At 63.7% G+C, this 16,740-nt stretch carries 16 protein-coding genes; 12 read left to right on the top strand and 4 right to left on the bottom strand.

All coding sequences use genetic code 11. The annotated features are described in order from the left end of the window. Nucleotides 1-92: 92 nt before the first annotated feature. Nucleotides 93-3,227 (bottom strand): Rne/Rng family ribonuclease, encoded by a 3,135-nt coding sequence (locus ACODS0_RS00965; protein ID WP_488832092.1) that lies wholly within the window; start codon nucleotides 3,225-3,227, stop codon nucleotides 93-95. 600 nt (nucleotides 3,228-3,827) lie between these two features. Between ACODS0_RS00965 and ACODS0_RS00960 the strand changes: the two genes are divergently transcribed. The 4 genes from ACODS0_RS00960 to ACODS0_RS00945 all read left to right on the top strand — a co-directional run bounded on the left by ACODS0_RS00960 (nucleotide 3,828) and on the right by ACODS0_RS00945 (nucleotide 7,073). After that, the gene (locus ACODS0_RS00960) at nucleotides 3,828-4,829 is read left to right on the top strand and encodes an RluA family pseudouridine synthase (RefSeq protein ID WP_176886646.1); all 1,002 of its coding nucleotides are present in this window, start codon (nucleotides 3,828-3,830) and stop codon (nucleotides 4,827-4,829) included. 25 nt (nucleotides 4,830-4,854) lie between these two features. Then, the gene (locus tag ACODS0_RS00955) at nucleotides 4,855-5,529 is read left to right on the top strand and encodes an HAD family hydrolase (protein WP_121505742.1); all 675 of its coding nucleotides are present in this window, start codon (nucleotides 4,855-4,857) and stop codon (nucleotides 5,527-5,529) included. Nucleotides 5,530-5,556: 27 nt separating this feature from the next. After that, nucleotides 5,557-5,934 carry a Rieske (2Fe-2S) protein gene (locus ACODS0_RS00950; protein WP_055395307.1) on the top strand — a complete coding sequence of 126 codons (378 nt, stop codon included), beginning with the start codon at nucleotides 5,557-5,559 and terminating at the stop codon, nucleotides 5,932-5,934. Between the two features lie 92 nt (nucleotides 5,935-6,026). Continuing rightward, a complete protein-coding gene (locus tag ACODS0_RS00945) occupies nucleotides 6,027-7,073 on the top strand; it encodes a S49 family peptidase (protein ID WP_176886645.1) in 1,047 nt (348 codons plus the stop codon). Nucleotides 7,074-7,222: 149 nt separating this feature from the next. Here the strand turns inward: ACODS0_RS00945 and ACODS0_RS00940 are convergent, their stop codons facing one another. The 3 genes from ACODS0_RS00940 to ACODS0_RS00930 all read right to left on the bottom strand — a co-directional run bounded on the left by ACODS0_RS00940 (nucleotide 7,223) and on the right by ACODS0_RS00930 (nucleotide 9,803). Then, nucleotides 7,223-8,323, bottom strand: a complete 1,101-nt coding sequence (locus ACODS0_RS00940; RefSeq protein ID WP_488832088.1) for a toxin-antitoxin system YwqK family antitoxin — start codon at nucleotides 8,321-8,323, stop codon at nucleotides 7,223-7,225. Between the two features lie 80 nt (nucleotides 8,324-8,403). After that, nucleotides 8,404-9,207 (bottom strand): SAM-dependent methyltransferase, encoded by an 804-nt coding sequence (locus ACODS0_RS00935; protein ID WP_488832087.1) that lies wholly within the window; start codon nucleotides 9,205-9,207, stop codon nucleotides 8,404-8,406. After that, a complete protein-coding gene (locus ACODS0_RS00930; RefSeq protein ID WP_488832085.1) occupies nucleotides 9,204-9,803 on the bottom strand; it encodes a Maf family nucleotide pyrophosphatase in 600 nt (199 codons plus the stop codon). Before ACODS0_RS00930 ends, ACODS0_RS00935 begins: the two co-directional genes overlap by 4 nt. Before the next feature lie 25 nt (nucleotides 9,804-9,828). Here ACODS0_RS00930 and ACODS0_RS00925 point away from each other — a divergent pair, with 25 nt between their 5' ends. The 8 genes from ACODS0_RS00925 (at nucleotide 9,829) to fabF (ending at nucleotide 16,200) form a co-directional block, all read left to right on the top strand. Next, a complete protein-coding gene (locus ACODS0_RS00925) occupies nucleotides 9,829-10,377 on the top strand; it encodes a YceD family protein (RefSeq protein WP_121420774.1) in 549 nt (182 codons plus the stop codon). A gap of 110 nt (nucleotides 10,378-10,487) precedes the next feature. Then, on the top strand, nucleotides 10,488-10,670 hold the full coding sequence (gene rpmF, locus ACODS0_RS00920; RefSeq protein WP_005794249.1) for a 50S ribosomal protein L32: 183 nt from the start codon (nucleotides 10,488-10,490) through the stop codon (nucleotides 10,668-10,670). A 108-nt stretch (nucleotides 10,671-10,778) separates the two neighbouring features. Next, nucleotides 10,779-11,834 carry a phosphate acyltransferase PlsX gene (plsX, locus tag ACODS0_RS00915; RefSeq protein WP_055399475.1) on the top strand — a complete coding sequence of 352 codons (1,056 nt, stop codon included), beginning with the start codon at nucleotides 10,779-10,781 and terminating at the stop codon, nucleotides 11,832-11,834. Further along, complete coding sequence (locus ACODS0_RS00910; RefSeq protein ID WP_121420773.1) at nucleotides 11,834-12,811, top strand: beta-ketoacyl-ACP synthase III; 978 nt, start codon at nucleotides 11,834-11,836, stop codon at nucleotides 12,809-12,811. Before plsX ends, ACODS0_RS00910 begins: the two co-directional genes overlap by 1 nt. A 60-nt stretch (nucleotides 12,812-12,871) precedes the next feature. Then, nucleotides 12,872-13,822, top strand: a complete 951-nt coding sequence (gene fabD, locus ACODS0_RS00905) for an ACP S-malonyltransferase (protein WP_306554166.1) — start codon at nucleotides 12,872-12,874, stop codon at nucleotides 13,820-13,822. Next, nucleotides 13,819-14,565, top strand: coding sequence for a 3-oxoacyl-ACP reductase FabG (fabG, locus tag ACODS0_RS00900; protein ID WP_121505749.1), 747 nt, complete (start codon nucleotides 13,819-13,821; stop codon nucleotides 14,563-14,565). The genes fabD and fabG overlap by 4 nt, the downstream gene beginning before the upstream one ends. Nucleotides 14,566-14,668: 103 nt before the next feature. Then, a complete protein-coding gene (gene acpP, locus ACODS0_RS00895) occupies nucleotides 14,669-14,908 on the top strand; it encodes an acyl carrier protein (protein WP_003058049.1) in 240 nt (79 codons plus the stop codon). A gap of 47 nt (nucleotides 14,909-14,955) precedes the next feature. After that, the gene (fabF, locus tag ACODS0_RS00890; RefSeq protein WP_055399467.1) at nucleotides 14,956-16,200 is read left to right on the top strand and encodes a beta-ketoacyl-ACP synthase II; all 1,245 of its coding nucleotides are present in this window, start codon (nucleotides 14,956-14,958) and stop codon (nucleotides 16,198-16,200) included. Nucleotides 16,201-16,740 lie beyond the last annotated feature (540 nt).

Genomic DNA, 16,740 nt, shown 5'->3' with positions numbered 1-16,740 from the left:
GGCAGGCTCCCGCAAAAAAAAGAAGGCGGCCTGGGCCGCCTTCTTTTTGCATAGCTGCGGCACCCGGCGGGGCCGCAGCTGTTTTCAGCGCATCAGGCCGAGGGAGTCTGCTCAAACGGCAGCTTCATGGCAGACAGGTCGCGGCGGGTTTCCACCAGCACCAGCGGGCCTTCGTCCAGCACTACTGCAGGTGGGCGCTCACGTGGCACGCGGATGGGCTTGGGCTCGGCGGCAATCGCAGCTTGCACGGCAGCGATCTTGTCCATGTCGGAGTTGACCCACTGCAGGCCCGATGCGGCAGCCACTTGCTGCAGCTCGTCGATGGGCAGTGCGAACGCCTGGACGCGGGGCAGACCGTTCGCAGCGGGTACCACCGGTGCGACGGGTGCCGCAGCGGGTGCAGGTGCTGCAACAGGCGCTGGTGCCGCCACAGGTGCTGGCGCGGCCGCCACCGGGGCTGCTACCGGCGCGGCGACAGGTGCAGCAACGGGGGCCGCCGGTGCGTGGGCCGGGGCGGGCACGGGTGCTGCCACAGGCGCTGGCGCGGGTGCCGCTGCCGCTGGCTCCGCGGCAGGGGCCGCGAAGTAGCTGCGGCGTGGCGCTTCGTCCTGCGCGGGTGCTGGCTCGGCCTGCGTGGGGTCGAAATCCAGCATCGCCGGTGCGGCGGCTTCGGCATTGCCGTTGTTGTCACGCGGACCGCGTTCGCCACGCTCGCGGCGGTCACGGCCGTAGCGGTCGCGCGAACGGCGCTCGCGGCGCTGTTCTTCTGCAGCGGCACCATTGCCGTTGGGCTGAGCGTCGTTGCCGGACAGGTCCAGATCGGGCAAGGCAGCCAGTGGCGCTGTGTCGGCAAAGTCGCCAGGCACTGCGGCAGCGGCCGTTTCCTGGGCTTCCACCGCGCGGGGTGTGCGCTCGCCACGTTCGCCACGGTTGCCGCGATCACCACGTTCACGGCGTGGGCCGCGTTCGCCACGGGGCTGCTGGGTGGTTTGGCCTTCTGTGCTGTTGCCGGGGTTGCCAGCGTTGGGGCCTTCCACCTGTGCGGTCACGGCGGTGTTGTTATCACCGTTCAAGCCTGCGTTCTGGTTGCGCGGCTCGGTGTTGTCGCGGCGGCCACGGCCACCTCCTTCACGCCCTTCGCGTCCATTGCGGCCACCGTCGCGGCCTTGGCCTTCGCGGGCCTCGCCTTCGGGGCGGCGCTCGGCGTCGCGGGGTGCGCGGCCTTCGGCCGAGCGTTCGCCACGGCGGCCCCGGCCTTCGCCGTTGCCTTCGCGGTTGCCGTCACGGGGTGCGCCTTCGCGCTGGCCGTCCCGGTTGCCATCGCGGCCACCACGGCGACCACGGCCTTCACCGTTGCGGCCATCGCGGCGGGGTTCGCCACGGGCGGTGGTCTCCGGGGCTGCTGCCGGTGCGGGCGCGGCCACGGGGGCAGGGGCTGCCGGTGTGGTGCCAACGCCGAACAGGCTCTTGATCCACCCAAAGAAGCCTTGCTCTTGGGGGGCGGCCGCAGCCGGGGCCGGGGTTGCCACGGGGGCGGGTGCTGGCGCGGTCGCAGCGGCGGGGCGCTGGCCGGCGCGTGGTGGGCGGGCGGCGCCTTCGGCACGGGGCTCGGCCACCGGGGCGGGTGCGTCGGGCAACACGCCCTTGATCACCGGCGTCTGCTTGTTGGTGGGCTCTTGCGAGCGGCGCGTCACGGCGGTGGGGTCTTCCACTTCTTCGGCAAGCTTGTAGCTGGCTTCGATGTGGTCCAGGCGCGGGTCGTCGTGCTTGAGGCGTTCCAGGCGGTAGTTGGGGGTTTCCAGCGTCTTGTTGGGCACCATCAGCACGGCCACGCGCTGCTTGAGTTCGATCTTGGCGATCTCGGTGCGCTTCTCGTTCAGCAGGAACGAGGCCACTTCCACCGGCACCTGGCAGTGCACGGCGGCCGTGTTGTCCTTCATCGACTCTTCCTGAATGATGCGCAGGATCTGCAGGGCCGACGATTCGGTGTCGCGGATGTGGCCCGAGCCGCCGCAGCGGGGGCAGGGGATGGACGAGCCTTCGCTCAATGCGGGCTTGAGGCGCTGGCGGCTCATTTCCATGAGGCCGAACTTGCTGATGGTGCCGAACTGCACGCGGGCACGGTCCTGGCGCAAGGCGTCGCGCAGGCGGTTTTCCACTTCGCGGCGGTTCTTCGACTCTTCCATGTCGATGAAGTCGATCACGATCAGGCCGCCCAGGTCGCGCAGGCGCATCTGGCGGGCCACTTCGTCGGCAGCTTCCAGGTTGGTGCGGGTGGCGGTTTCCTCGATGTCGCCGCCCTTGATGGCGCGGGCCGAGTTCACGTCCACGGACACCAGCGCTTCGGTGTGGTCGATCACGATGGCGCCACCCGAGGGCAGCTGCACGGTGCGGGCGTAGGCCGATTCGATCTGGTGCTCGATCTGGAAGCGGCTGAACAGGGCGGCGTCGTCGCGGTAGCGCTTCACGCGGGCGGCATGCTCGGGCATGACGTGCGCCATGAACTGCTGTGCCTGTTCGTAGATGTCGTCGGTATCGATGAGGATGTCACCGATGTCGTTGTTGAAGTAGTCGCGGATCGCGCGGATCACCAGGCTCGATTCCTGGTAGATCAGGAAGGCGCCCTTGCCACCCTTGGCGGCGCCGTCGATGGCATTCCAGAGCTTGAGCAGGTAGTTCAGGTCCCACTGCAGCTCGGGCGCGGTGCGGCCAATGCCGGCGGTGCGCGCGATGATGGACATGCCGTTCGGGTATTCGAGCTGGTCCATCGCCTCCTTGAGCTCGGCGCGGTCTTCACCCTCGATGCGGCGCGATACGCCACCGCCCCGGGGGTTGTTGGGCATCAGCACCACGTAGCGGCCAGCCAGCGAGACGAAGGTGGTCAGGGCCGCGCCCTTGTTGCCGCGCTCTTCCTTTTCAACCTGAACCAGCAGCTCCTGGCCTTCCTTGATCACTTCATTGATGCGCGCCTGGCTGGGCGAGACACCGGGGGTGAAGTAGCTGCGCGAGATTTCCTTGAACGGCAGGAAGCCGTGGCGGTCTTCGCCGTAGTCCACAAAACAGGCTTCCAGCGAGGGCTCGACGCGGGTGACGACGGCCTTGTAGATGTTGCCCTTGCGCTGCTCGCGCCCTTCGATTTCGATTTCGTAGTCGAGGAGTTTTTGTCCGTCGACGATGGCCAGGCGCCGTTCTTCGGGCTGCGTGGCGTTGATGAGCATCCGCTTCATGATGCGATTCCTTCAGTGTTTCGCGGACAGCAGCGGAGCAGCCAACCGTGACCCACGGAGAGGGCTGCGCGGGCTGCCGCCCACAGTTTCCAAACCAATACAACAAGCTCTACAGGAGCTGTGAATGCCTGGACTGACGCATCGAAACGAAGGGAATTGCCGGGGATGCCAATGATCTGCCGCGCTCTAGCGCAGCATCGGGAGGCAGGGGCGCGTGGATGGGGGCGAGTGGTAGGAACGCAGTTTTGCTAGCAAAAGAGTAGCTGATTGCGCTTGCTGGCTGTGCGCTGAGGGCGATTTTGAGCATGCAGCCAAAGGCCGCAGCCTCCGCCACAGGGTCACCATCCATGCCATCAACAACCACATGCTCGCTTTGATCCGCTGGCAGGCTGCGCCCGGGTAGGGAACATCTGCCAGCTTGGGGGATTCCGTATCAGTGTTTCAATCTGTCAGCCCGCCGCACGGCGTGCTGGCCACCACAGGCATCTGGCCTGCAATCTGCGCGCACGACGCCCGCTGGCATCGACCTGCCTGCACGAGGGGCAAGGGCTGTGTGGACTAAACTCCAGACAAATCAACCACTTACATAACAACGCGCAGGTGAAACACATTATAGGGGCCAAACCGCCCGCCGCCCCTGGGGGGCTTCCCGCAGCCCGCCTGGTGGAAGTGGATGCTGACTCCGCAGGCCAGCGGCTCGATAACTTTTTGATACGCCACTTGAAAGGTGTGCCTAAAACGCATGTCTACCGCATCATCCGCAGCGGCGAGGTGCGCATCAACAAAGGCCGCGTGAGTGCCGACACCCGCGTGGAGGCAGGGGACGTGGTGCGCCTGCCTCCTGTTCGAATTTCAGACAAGGTGGCCGAAAAGGCCGAGCGCCCGGCGCCCGCGCGCGAGTTCCCCATCCTGCTCGAAGACGAGCACCTGATCGCCATCGACAAACCTGCTGGCGTGGCGGTGCATGGCGGTAGCGGGGTGAGCTTTGGCGTGATCGAGCAGCTGCGCCAGGCGCGGCCGGCCTCCAAGTTCCTGGAACTGGTGCACCGGCTGGACCGCGACACCTCGGGCATCCTGCTGGTGGCCAAGAAGCGGTCTGCGCTTACCCACCTGCAGGACCAGTTCCGCGAGCGAGAAACGGGAAAGACCTATCTGGCACTGGTCACGGGCACCTGGCCTGCCAACAAAAAAGTCATCGACCTGCCCCTGCACAAATACCTGCAGGCTGACGGCGAGCGCCGCGTGCGTGTGACCACGGCCGACGACCCGGATGGCATGCGGTCCATCACACTGGTCAAGGTGCGCAGCACCGTGCCCGCGCGCGCTGCGCAGGGCCTGCCCGCCATGTCGTTGCTGGAGGTGACCATCAAGACCGGTCGCACCCACCAGATTCGTGTGCACCTGGCCAGCCAGGGCCACGCCATCGTCGGGGACGACAAATACGGCGACTTTGACCTCAACAAGCGCCTTCAGAAGCTCTCGATGAAGCGCATGTTCCTGCACGCATGGCGGTTACAGTTCAATCACCCCGCTTCGGGCGAGCGTGTGCAGCTGATTGCCGAGCTGCCCCCCGAGCTGGCTGATTTTGTGTCCCCTGCCTGACGATCCTGCGCGAAGAACCCCCTCCATGTCTGCCAAAAACTTCCGTCCGCGCCGCTTCGACCTCATCGCCTTTGACTGGGATGGAACCCTGTTCGACTCCACCGCCATCATCGTGCGCTGCATCCAGGCGGCGGTGCGTGACGTGGGTGGCACCGTGCCCACCGACAAAGAGGCGGCCTATGTGATTGGCATGGGCTTGATGCAGGCCCTGGCCCATGCGGCGCCGGATGTGCCAACCGAAAAGTACACCGAGCTGGGCAACCGCTACCGCTTCCACTACATCCAGCACCAGGACGACCTGAGCCTGTTCGACGGCGTACTGCCCCTGCTGAACGACCTGCGTGAACGCGGCCACCTGCTGGCCGTGGCCACGGGCAAAAGCCGTCGCGGGCTGGATGATGCGCTGCACTCGGTGGACTTGCGCGGCGTGTTCGACGGCTCGCGCACCGCCGACCAGACCGCTGGCAAGCCGCACCCGCTGATGCTACAGGAGCTGATGGCCGAATTTGACGTGGCGCCGGAGCGCCTGCTGATGATTGGCGACACCACCCACGACCTGCAGATGGCGGTCAACGCACGCTGTGCGAGCGTGGGGGTGAGCTATGGCGCCCATGAGCCCGACGCCTTTCACGCGCTCCAGCCGCTGGCGGTCGTGCATTCGGTGCGCGAGCTGCACGATTGGCTGCTGCACAACGCGTGACGCCGGATATCGGAGCGTGACGAGCCCATGACCACACCACCCGATCAGCCCATTGCGCTGTGCAACAGTGCCGACCTCGTCGATGGGGGCTTGGCGGTTCCGTTTGATGTGCAGTACGCAGGTCAGACCTGCCGGGCCTTTGCGATCCGCTACCAGGGCCTGCCGCATGCCTACCTGAACCGCTGCACCCATGTGGCCATGGAGATGGACTACCAGCCGGACCGCTTTTTTGACGACACGGGCCACTGGCTGCTGTGTGCCACCCACGGGGCCGCCTACCTGCCGAGCACCGGCCAGTGCGCGGGCGGCCCGTGCCGCGGCGGGCTGGTGAAAATTGCTTTGTCCGAAAGCGATGGTGTGGTGCACTGGCATACTGCCTACAACCTGCAACCCGTAGAGTTCTAGAAAATTCAGATGAATTACCCTTATGTGCTGTCGCCTGGTGCCAGCCAGCGCGATGCGCGGGCATCAGTGTTGCAGTGCCCAGGACGTACGACATGACAGACCCCCAGCAGCCCGGCTCTTCGGGTTTTGACCCAAAAAGTAATCCCGCGCCCGACCTGTGGGCGCAAGCAGCTACAAATTCAGGAGCATCTGTGAGCGACTCATCGCGTGAACCCGGCTGGGAGCGCGCCACGCTGGAAAAGCTGGCCTTCTCCGCCCTCCAAGAACAGCGCAGCGCCCGCCGCTGGAAGATATTCTTCCGCCTGGCATGGCTGGTGCTGATTGCCGCAGTTGCCTTTGCGGCCCTGCGCCAGGCATCGCCCAGTGCCAGCAAGAGCACGCCCCATACGGCGGTGGTGGACATCAAAGGCGAGATCGCCAGCGGCGCCGAGGCCAGTGCCGAGTTCGTGGTGGCCGCCATGCGCAGCGCGCTGGAGGACGAAGGCTCGCAGGCCCTGGTGCTGCTCATCAACTCGCCCGGCGGCAGCCCGGTGCAGGCCGGAATCATCAATGACGAAATTGTTCGTTTGAAGGCCAAGCACAACAAGCCGATCTACGCCGTGGTGGAAGAAACCTGCGCGTCGGCGGCGTACTACATTGCCGCTGCAGCGGACGACATCTACGTGGACAAGGCCAGCATCGTGGGCAGCATTGGTGTGCTGATGGATGGATTCGGCTTCACCGGCACCATGGAAAAACTGGGCGTGGAGCGCCGCCTGCTCACCGCGGGTGAGAACAAGGGCTTCCTCGACCCCTTCAGCCCGCAGACCGAAAAGCAGCGCGCCTACGCGCAGACCATGCTCGACCAGATCCACCAGCAGTTCATTGCCGTGGTGAAAGCCGGGCGTGGTGACCGCCTCAAGACCACGCCCGACACCTTCAGTGGCCTGTTCTGGACCGGCCAGCAGGCCGTGGAAATGGGCCTGGCCGACAAGCTGGGCAACCTGGACTATGTGGCCCGCGAGGTGGTGAAGGCCGAAGACATCATCGACTACACCCGCCGCGACAACGTGGCGGAACGGCTTGTCAAGCGCTTTGGCGCGGCGATTGGTGTGGGCGCCGTGAAGTCACTGGCCGTGGCTGGACCTCAGCTGCGCTGACACCGTCCGACGCGGCCTTTGGGCCATGCACAAAAAAAGCCCCGGGTGGAGATTCCACACGGGGCTTTTTGCGTCTGGGCCTGCGTGGCGGTACGTGGTGTGACGCAGTCGGCCGTGCCGGCCTCCGAGGGCTGGCAGGAGGGTGGTTTTTAGCTGTCCAGCCCGCCCGCCTTGCGCTGGCGCGAGCCGTCTTCCAGGATGGTGTCGTCGGCCACCAGCTTGCCCGTCTCGTCCCACTGCTTGCGGGCCGTAAGGCGCGTGCGTCCCCGGGCATCGGGGGCTGAATACTGTTCTTCAATCGCCAGCCGGCCGTTGTCGTGAAAGGCCTGCTGCGTGCCCACGGGCCATTGCTCGGCATTGAGCTGCTCGCGCCGCGCCAGCTTGCCATCGTCACGGTACATCTCGCGCTGCACGCGCCCCTGCTCACCGGCGCCGGTCCAGGTACTGCGCTCTCGCACCGATCCGTTGAGGTACCAGCGCTCGACCTGCACCTCCCGCCCATCGGCAAAACTGCGCTGCTCGATCAGCTGGCCGGATGCGCCGTAGCGCTTGGCGCTGAACAGCGAGCCCCGCGTATCGCGCAGTGTGCGCTCGTCCGGCGCGAACACGCGTTCCTCGCGCAGCACACTTTTGCCGCCCTCTGTGGTGAAGCTGCGGTGCACACGCCGACCGTCCACCACGAGTTGCTGGGCGGCGACGATGCCGTCGCGGGTCCATTCGGTCGCGTTCAGCAGGCGGCCCTGGTCGTAGTGCAGCTGCGCGGTTTTGGCGCCGTTCTCTGCATGGAGCTGGGTGTCAGTGGCACCGTCAAAGCCGCAGAGTTTGCGGTCTTCGGGCAGCACGCTGGTGCGCGGGCAGAACAGGCGTGTGGGCTGGCCCTTGCTGTTGGTTTCCACATAGAACAGCTCCTGCCCGCCGCCGTGGAACGACACGCGCTCCACGCGGCCGGTGGCGTCAAAGCGCCTCACAGCCCCCTGGGTGCGGCCATTGTCGGCGGTTTCTTCGCGCCGCACCTGGCCGTTGGGCCAGAACTCGGCCACCCGGCCGTGGCTGTTGCCGCGTTCGTTGACCGTGCGTTCGCGCTGCAGGCGGCCTTCGCGGTCGAACATGCGCTCCAGGCCCACGAACTTTCCGTCGCGCAGTTCCTGCTCGCGCTGGAGGTGGCCGGTGTCTTCTTCGCGGCAGCGCACCAGCCCGGACTGGCCGGCGGTTTCGGCACCGTTGGAAATATTGATGGGTTTGCCATTCAATTCACAACGAATAATGGCCTCAGCGCTTGAACCATAAGCGCTAACAGCTATAAAAAATATAGTGAATAGACGGTTCATGCTTAGCGGCCCATCGCAAACACGACAGGGGTGCGGTTGTCGGGGGGCGTGGGTTGCTGGCGCCATTGCCGCACGAGCTGGCTGCGGATGCGTGCGTCGGGCAGCGTCAGCCCGCTGGCCAGCGCCAGGCGGGTGTGGGGCTGCAGCGTTTGCACCAGGGCCTGCCAGAGGGCGGCGTTGCGGTAGGGAGTTTCGATGAAAAGCTGGGTCTGTCCTGTCTTGAGGGCCAGGCTTTCCAGCTCCTTGATACGCTGGATGCGCTCTTGGCTGTCCTGGGGCAGGTAGCCGACAAACGCAAAGTGTTGCCCGTTCAATCCGCTGGCCGCCAGCGCCAGCAGCAGCGACACAGGGCCCACCAGGGGCACAACGGGGATATCAAGGTCGTGTGCCGCGCGCACCACGGACGAACCGGGGTCGGCCACTGCTGGCATGCCCGCCTCGCTGATCAGCCCCATGTCGTGCCCATTCAGTGCCGCTGCGAGCAGCGGGCGTGCGTCGAACGGGGCTGATCCTTTGTCGCCATGGTCGCCTTTTTTGTGGACTTCGCGGGGAAGCTCGGTGATCTGCTGCTGCTGCAGGGAGGCTGCCAGGGGGTGCAGTGCGTCGATGCGTTTGAGGTAGGCGCGTGTACTCTTGGCGTTCTCGCACACCCATTGGGTCAGCCGTGCAGCCGTCTGAAGGGTGGCCGATGGCAAGGCATTCTGCAGCGGGACCTGGGTGTCGCAGCCAAAGTCGAGGGGGGCGGGCACGAGATAAAGCGTGCCCTTGCGAGCGCCAGAGCGCGGGTCGGTGGGGGGATTTGTCATGGCAGCACCAAGCCTGCCGCGCGCAGCATGCGGCAGGTGCGGATCAAAGGCAGTCCGATGAGGGCTGTGGGATCGTCGCTGTGGATGGCATCCAGCAGCGCAATGCCCAGGCCTTCGCTCTTGGCGCTGCCGGCGCAATCGTAGGGTTGCTCGGCGCGCAGGTAGCGCTCGATTTCCGCGTCGGACAGGTCACGGAATTTCACCTCCACCGGGGCCAGGTCGATCTGCTCGAAACCCGTCGCGGCACACACCACGGCCACGGCGGTCTGGAACACCACGGTCTGGCCTCGCATTTGGCGCAGTTGCGCCACCGCACGCTCGTGGTGGCCGGGCTTGCCCATGGGCTCGCCAGCGAGGTCGGCAACCTGGTCGGAGCCGATTACCACCGCATCGGGGTGGAGTTGCGCCACGGCGCGTGCCTTGGCCAGCGCCAGGCGCAAGGCCAGTGAGCGAGGGGCTTCGCCGGGCAGGGGGGTCTCATCCACCTCCGGGGCCGTGACGTCAAAAGGCAGGTTCAACCGCTCTAGCAATTCACGCCGATACCGCGATGTGGAGCCCAATACCAGAGGGCGTTTCAGGGGGGGGGATTGATGCATGCGCCGATTCTCTTACACTGCCGCCATGACCAAGGAATTCTCCCCCCAGCGCCTCGACGTGAAAGCCTTTGCACAGGCGGGCGGTCGGCTGGCGGGCCACGATTCACTGCTGAAGTACGAACGCCTGGCCCAGGAGGCCAAGGGCCTGCACCCGGACCTGATGGTGGACTGGGAGGCTGTGGGCGAAGTGCGCACGGCGCTGGGCGGCATGGGCCAAGTCTGGCTGCATATCAAGGTTACTGCGAGCTTCCCCATGGAATGCCAGCGTTGCATGACGCCGGTGGATGTGCCGCTGGAGGTGGATCGTGAGTTTCGCTTCGTGGCCGACGAGGCCACCGCAGAGGCTCTGGACGACGAAAGCGAAGAAGACCTGCTGGCCATGAGCCGCGAGTTTGACCTTCACGAGCTGATTGAGGATGAGTTGCTGATGGCCTTGCCCGTGGTGCCCAAACACGACGAGTGCCCTACCGCAGTACCACTGGCTTCTTCGGACGACGATTTTGAGGAAGCCAACGACGAAAAGCCCAATCCTTTTGCGGCGTTGGCCGCACTGCGCAAAGACAACAAGGGCTGATTGGATGACCCAAAAATCATTTGGGTTATAATCGTGGGCTTCACGCGAACCCCATCGTGTCTTTTGGGCTGATCGCGTTTTTACCAACCTATTCCAGATCAGGAGCCATCATGGCCGTTCAGCAAAACAAAAAGTCCCCCTCCAAGCGCGGCATGCACCGCTCGCACAATGCCCTGAATGTGCCAGGCATTGCCGTGGAACCCACCACCGGTGAAACGCACCTGCGTCACCACATCAGCCCCAACGGTTTCTACCGTGGCCGTCAGGTGCTGAAGAACAAGTCTGAAGCCTGATCTTCGCCCCATCCAAAGGCCCGTTGCTACTGAAACCGTAGCGCGGGCCTTTGTTTTGACCGTCGTATTTATTTTTCCGGCCCTCCTGGCCGGCCGGACAAGTCGCCCATGATCACACTGGCTGTTGACTGCATGGGGGGCGACCATGGCCCCCGCGTCACGCTCGCGGCGTGCCGCCAGTTTCTCGATACACACCCTGATGCCCGCCTGCTGCTCGTCGGCCTGGTGGATAGTCTGCAATCGTTTTCGCACGACCGTGCCACGATCATTCCTGCTACCGAAGTGGTGGCCATGGATGATCCTGTCGAGGTGGCTCTGCGCAAGAAGAAAGATTCTTCCATGCGCGTGGCGATTCAGCAGGTCAAGGATGGCGCGGCCTCTGCGGCCGTTTCGGCAGGCAATACCGGCGCGCTGATGGCTATTGCCCGGTATCTCCTCAAGACGCTGGACGGCATCGACCGCCCCGCCATTGCGACGCAATTGCCCAACGCCGCAGGTGGTGCCACCACGGTGCTGGACCTTGGGGCGAATGTGGATTGTTCCGCCGAGCATTTGCTGCAGTTTGCCGTGATGGGCTCTGCCTTGGTATCGGTCCTTCGGGATGGCGGGGAGCCCACCGTCGGTTTGCTCAATATCGGTGAAGAGGCGATCAAAGGTAGTGAAGTAATCAAAAAAGCCGGTGAATTGCTGCGATCTGCAGCCAATTCCGGTGATTTGAATTTTTATGGAAATGTTGAAGGCAATGACATTTTCAAGGGCACCGTTGACATCGTGGTATGTGACGGATTTGTGGGCAATGTGGCCCTCAAGGCCAGTGAAGGGGTAGCATCAATGATCATTGGCGCCCTGAAAACGGAGTTCTCCCGCAACATCTTCACTAAAATCGCTGCGATCACCGCGTATCCGATCTTAAAAGCGCTCATGAAGCGCATGGACTACCGCCGTTACAACGGCGCGGCGCTCCTGGGGCTGCGCGGGCTGGTGTTCAAGAGCCATGGGTCGGCTGACACAATGGCGTTCGAGCAGGCTTTGAACCGGGCGTATGATGCAGCCCGCAACAACCTGCTCGACCGCGTCCGGACCCGGATTGCGCACGCAGCGCCGCTTCTGGTGCCTGCGGATGCCCAGCCCCAGCCTGGCGTTGCGGCGACGATGACACATTGATGAGACGCTACTCCCGCATTACCGGCACCGGCAGCTACCTGCCCCCGCGCCGGCTGACCAACGCTGATCTGGTGGCTGAACTGGCCCAGCGCGGCATCGAAACCTCAGATGAGTGGATCGTGGAGCGCACCGGCATCCGCGCGCGCCACTTTGCAGCGCCTGATGTTGCCTGCAGCGATCTGGGCCTGGAGGCTGCGCGCAATGCCTTGCAGGCGGCGGGCCTTCTGCCGACCGACATTGATCTGATCATTGTGGCCACGTCCACCCCGGATATGGTGTTTCCCTCGGCTGCCTGCATATTGCAGAACAAGCTGGGAGCCAATGGTTGCCCTGCGTTTGATGTGCAGGCGGTGTGCAGCGGTTTTGTCTATGCCCTGTCCGTGGCGGATGCCATGATCCAGACGGGTGCTGCCAACCGCGCGCTGGTCATTGGGGCAGAAGTTTTCAGCCGTATTCTGGATTTCAATGACCGCACGACCTGCGTGTTGTTTGGTGATGGTGCGGGTGCCGTGGTGCTGGAGGCGTCGGAAACGCCGGGCATCCTGTCCAGCGACCTGCATGCCGACGGCAAGCATGTCGGCATCCTGTGTGTGCCCGGCAACGTGTCGGGTGGCAAGGTCCTGGGTGACCCTGTCCTCAAGATGGACGGGCAAGCTGTCTTCAAGCTGGCGGTGGGCGTGCTGGAGAAGGCCGCGCATGCGGTGCTGGCCAAGGCGGGGCTGACCGAGGCCGATATTGACTGGCTGATTCCACACCAGGCCAATATCCGCATCATGCAGGGCACGGCCCGCAAGCTCAAGCTGTCCATGGACAAGGTGGTGGTCACGGTGGACCAGCATGGCAACACCTCGGCAGCCTCTATCCCCCTGGCGCTGGACCATGCGGTGCGTACGGGCCAGGTCAAAAAGGGTGAGACCCTGCTGCTCGAAGGTGTGGGCGGCGGCTTTACCTGGGGCGCGGTGCTCCTGAAGTTATAGCTTGTGGCGCTTGCTGGATAAGCGCTAGGCATCAATTTCAATCATATTTCTGGATTTTTCATGAAGTCTTTTGCATTTGTCTTTCCGGGACAAGGCTCGCAATCGGTGGGCATGCTCGACGGATGGGGTGATCACCCGGTGGTGGCCCAGACCGTGCAGGAAGCCTCGGATGCCCTGGGTGAAAACATCGGCCTGTTGATCAAGGAAGGTCCCAAGGAGGCGCTGGCCCTGACCACCAACACGCAGCCGGTGATGCTGGTGGCTGGGGTGGCTGCATGGCGTGTCTGGCGTGCAGAAGGTGGTGCTGCCCCGGTCGCTGTTGCGGGGCATTCTCTGGGCGAGTATTCGGCGCTGGTTGCCGCAGGTGTGTTGACGCTGGCCCAGGCGGCGCCGCTGGTGCGCCTGCGTGCAGCTGCCATGCAGGAGGCCGTGCCGGTCGGCACTGGCGCCATGGCTGCCATCTTGGGGATGGAGGCTTCCAAGGTCATCGCAGGATGTGCCGAGGCAGTGGCCTCGTTCGGTGTGGGAACGGCAGAAGTGGTTGAGGCTGTCAATTTCAACGACCCCGTCCAGACGGTCATTGCGGGCACCAAGGCCGGCGTCGAAAAGGCCTGCGAAATGCTCAAGGCGGCAGGTGCCAAGCGCGCACTGCCATTGCCGGTGTCTGCCCCTTTTCACTCCAGCCTGATGAGGCCTGCCGCTGAGAAGCTGCGCTTGGCGCTGGCGGATGTGGCGCTTGCTGCGCCCCAGATTCCGGTTCTGAACAATGTGGATGTCGCGGTGCAGCAGGACGCTGAGGCGATCCGAGACGCGCTCTACCGCCAGGCCTTTGGCCCCGTGCGCTGGGTGGAGTGTGTGCAGGCCCTCAAGGCCCGGGGGGTCACCCATATTATTGAAAGTGGCCCTGGCAAAGTGCTGGCGGGTCTGACCAAGCGCATCGATCCTGAGCTGGTGGGTGCGGCACTGTTTGATATGGCCACGCTGGCCGAAACCCGGGAGTTGTTGGCATGACGCAATCCTCATCGGCCGCGCAAGTGGCGTTGGTCACAGGCGCATCGCGCGGCATTGGTGCGGCCATTGCGCTCGAGCTGGCGGTACGTGGCTACCAGGTGGTGGGCACGGCCACGACGGACGATGGCGCCGAGCGCATCAGCCAGGCCCTGGCGACCTACCCCGGCTGCCGTGGTGCCAATCTGAACGTGAATGACGGAGCTGCCATCGAGGCGTTGATGGATTCCATCGTCAAGCAGCAGGGTGGTCTGCATGTGCTGGTCAACAATGCGGGCATCACCCGCGACACCCTGGCCATGCGCATGAAGGACGATGACTGGGATGCGGTGCTGGACACCAATCTCAAGGCGGTTTTCCGCGTGAGCCGCGCGGCAATTCGCCCGATGATGAAACAGCGATTCGGGCGCATTATCAGCATCACCAGTGTGGTGGGGGCATCGGGCAATCCCGGTCAGGCCAACTACGCGGCAGCCAAGGCTGGAGTGGCGGGAATGACCCGTGCACTGGCCCGCGAACTGGGCAGCCGCAGCATCACGGTCAATTGCGTAGCGCCGGGATTTATCGAGACGGATATGACGTCGGTGCTGCCCGAAGAACAGCAAAAAGCCCTCAACGCCCAGATCCCTTTGGGGCATATGGGCAAGCCGCAAGACATCGCACATGCCGTGGCCTACCTTGCTTCGCGCGAAGCAGGGTACGTGACCGGGCAGGAGTTGCATGTCAATGGCGGCATGTACATGTAATTGAGACAAGTTAACGCCGGTTCATCCGGACGGCGGGCTGCTGAGGGGCTTCTCCTTAAGCGGCTAGAATCGCGGATTCATTCACAACCCCCAGAGGGAAACCATGAGCGATATCGAAGCACGCGTCAAAAAAATCATTGCCGAACAACTCGGTGTGGAAGAGTCCCAAGTCACCAATGAAAAGGCCTTCGTGGCAGACCTCGGTGCCGACTCGCTCGACACGGTGGAACTGGTGATGGCACTGGAAGACGAATTCGGCATCGAGATCCCTGACGAAGACGCCGAGAAGATCACGACGGTGCAAAACGCCATCGACTACGCCAACACCCACCAGAAGGCCTGAGCGGCGCACTGCGCCTGACTCAAGCGATCAACAGAAGGTTTTTACGCATGAGCCGTCGTCGCGTTGTCGTGACCGGCCTGGGATGCGTCAGCCCCGTGGGCAACACGGTGGCCGAATCCTGGGCCAATCTCCTTGCCGGAAAATCCGGTATTGACCTCATCACCAAGTTCGACACGTCGAACTTTGCCTGCAAGATTGCAGGGGAGGTCAAAGGTCTTGACCTGGAGTCGTACATCAGCGCCAAGGATGCGCGCGCGATGGACAGCTTCATCCATTTCGGCATTGCAGCTGCTGCACAGGCGGTTGAAGATGCCGGTCTGCCCACGGGTGAAGCGCTCAGTGAAGAGTTTGCAACACGCATAGCCTGCGTGATCGGTTCGGGGATTGGTGGCTTGCCACTGATCGAGAATACCCACGCGGAACTGGTCAGTCGCGGTCCGCGGCGCATCACGCCGTTCTTTGTGCCAGCGTCCATCATCAATATGGTGGCGGGCCATGTGTCCATGCGCTTCGGCTTCAAGGGGCCGAACCTCGCGGTCGTGACGGCCTGCACAACCGGCCTGCATTGCATTGGCGAGGCTGGTCGCATGATCGAATACGGTGATGCGGATGTGGTGGTGGCGGGTGGCACTGAATCCACGGTGTCGCCGCTGGGCATTGGTGGTTTTGCGGCCATGCGCGCCCTGTCTACCCGCAACGATGACCCCAAGACCGCTTCCCGCCCCTGGGACAAGGACCGAGATGGTTTTGTTTTGGGTGAGGGCGCCGGGGTCATGGTGCTGGAGGAATACGAGCATGCCAAAGCCCGTGGTGCCAAGATCTATGCGGAACTGGGTGGTTTTGGCATGAGCGCCGATGCAGGCCACATGACGGCCCCCAGTATGGACGGTCCGCGCCGTGCCATGCTCAACGCCCTGCGCAATGCTGGCATGAATGCCGATCAAGTTGACTACCTCAACGCCCATGGCACTTCCACGCCGCTGGGTGATATTAATGAGACGAATGCCATCAAGGCGGCCTTGGGCGACCATGCTTACAAGGCTGTGGTGAGCTCCACCAAATCCATGACGGGTCATTTGCTGGGTGGTGCGGGCGGTATTGAAAGCATTTTTACAGTGCTGGCCTTGCATGAGCAAAAGGTACCACCCACCATCAATTTGGCGAATCAGGACCCAGAGTGCGATCTGGACTACTGCGCCAACACGGCGCGTGACATGAAGATCGACGTTGCAGTCAAGAATAACTTCGGTTTTGGTGGCACCAACGGGACGCTGGTTTTCAAGCGCGTCTGATCATTGGGTCAGGTGCTCTGCCGCCCGACTTGGCGAGGCCGTGGTTCTTGTTGCGGTCCTGCAATCGTTGGTTGCTCGGCACGGGTCTATGTTCCGTGTTAAGCAGGCGGCACAGCCTTGGTAGCGTTTCGTGGGTGTGACTTCGCTGCGACCACCTTCGGTATTTTACCCCCTGCGGCGCAGCCGCCTGTTCGGGGGCTTGCTGGGGGCATTGTTGCTGACCAGCGCAGCTGGGCTGGTTGCTTGGTTCGTGCGAAGTGGTGGTGCTGCATCCCCATGGCCCGCAGCGATGGCGGGTGGTCTCTGGTGTCTGGCTGCCGCCAGCGCATTCCATTTCTGGTTCTGTCAATTCTCTGGTGGTATCCACTGGGATGGCCAGACCTGGACACTGGTGGCTCCGAACTCCGGGGCGGCCTGGATGGCATTGTCCGGACCTCCTGAAGTCCTTCTCGATTTGCAGTCACATCTGTGGCTGCATGTCATTCCGGTGGGGCACCGCCGCACCTGGTTGTGGCTGACGTGTTCCGCGCAGCCTGAGCG

This window comes from Acidovorax sp. FG60 (genome assembly GCF_057808995.1).
The sequence above is the reverse complement of the archived record's forward strand: the minus strand, read 5'-3'. Positions and strand labels throughout refer to the sequence as shown.

Coding starts and splice junctions, on each gene's coding strand:
- fabG (WP_121505749.1), top strand. CDS start 13,819: ATGACGCAATCCTCATCGGCCGCGCAAGTGGCGTTGGTCACAGGCGCA.
- ACODS0_RS00925 (WP_121420774.1), top strand. CDS start 9,829: ATGACCAAGGAATTCTCCCCCCAGCGCCTCGACGTGAAAGCCTTTGCA.
- fabD (WP_306554166.1), top strand. CDS start 12,872: ATGAAGTCTTTTGCATTTGTCTTTCCGGGACAAGGCTCGCAATCGGTG.
- ACODS0_RS00955 (WP_121505742.1), top strand. CDS start 4,855: ATGTCTGCCAAAAACTTCCGTCCGCGCCGCTTCGACCTCATCGCCTTT.
- acpP (WP_003058049.1), top strand. CDS start 14,669: ATGAGCGATATCGAAGCACGCGTCAAAAAAATCATTGCCGAACAACTC.
- ACODS0_RS00930 (WP_488832085.1), bottom strand. CDS start 9,803: ATGCATCAATCCCCCCCCCTGAAACGCCCTCTGGTATTGGGCTCCACA.
- ACODS0_RS00935 (WP_488832087.1), bottom strand. CDS start 9,207: ATGACAAATCCCCCCACCGACCCGCGCTCTGGCGCTCGCAAGGGCACG.
- ACODS0_RS00945 (WP_176886645.1), top strand. CDS start 6,027: ATGACAGACCCCCAGCAGCCCGGCTCTTCGGGTTTTGACCCAAAAAGT.
- plsX (WP_055399475.1), top strand. CDS start 10,779: ATGATCACACTGGCTGTTGACTGCATGGGGGGCGACCATGGCCCCCGC.
- rpmF (WP_005794249.1), top strand. CDS start 10,488: ATGGCCGTTCAGCAAAACAAAAAGTCCCCCTCCAAGCGCGGCATGCAC.
- ACODS0_RS00910 (WP_121420773.1), top strand. CDS start 11,834: ATGAGACGCTACTCCCGCATTACCGGCACCGGCAGCTACCTGCCCCCG.
- ACODS0_RS00965 (WP_488832092.1), bottom strand. CDS start 3,227: ATGAAGCGGATGCTCATCAACGCCACGCAGCCCGAAGAACGGCGCCTG.
- ACODS0_RS00950 (WP_055395307.1), top strand. CDS start 5,557: ATGACCACACCACCCGATCAGCCCATTGCGCTGTGCAACAGTGCCGAC.
- fabF (WP_055399467.1), top strand. CDS start 14,956: ATGAGCCGTCGTCGCGTTGTCGTGACCGGCCTGGGATGCGTCAGCCCC.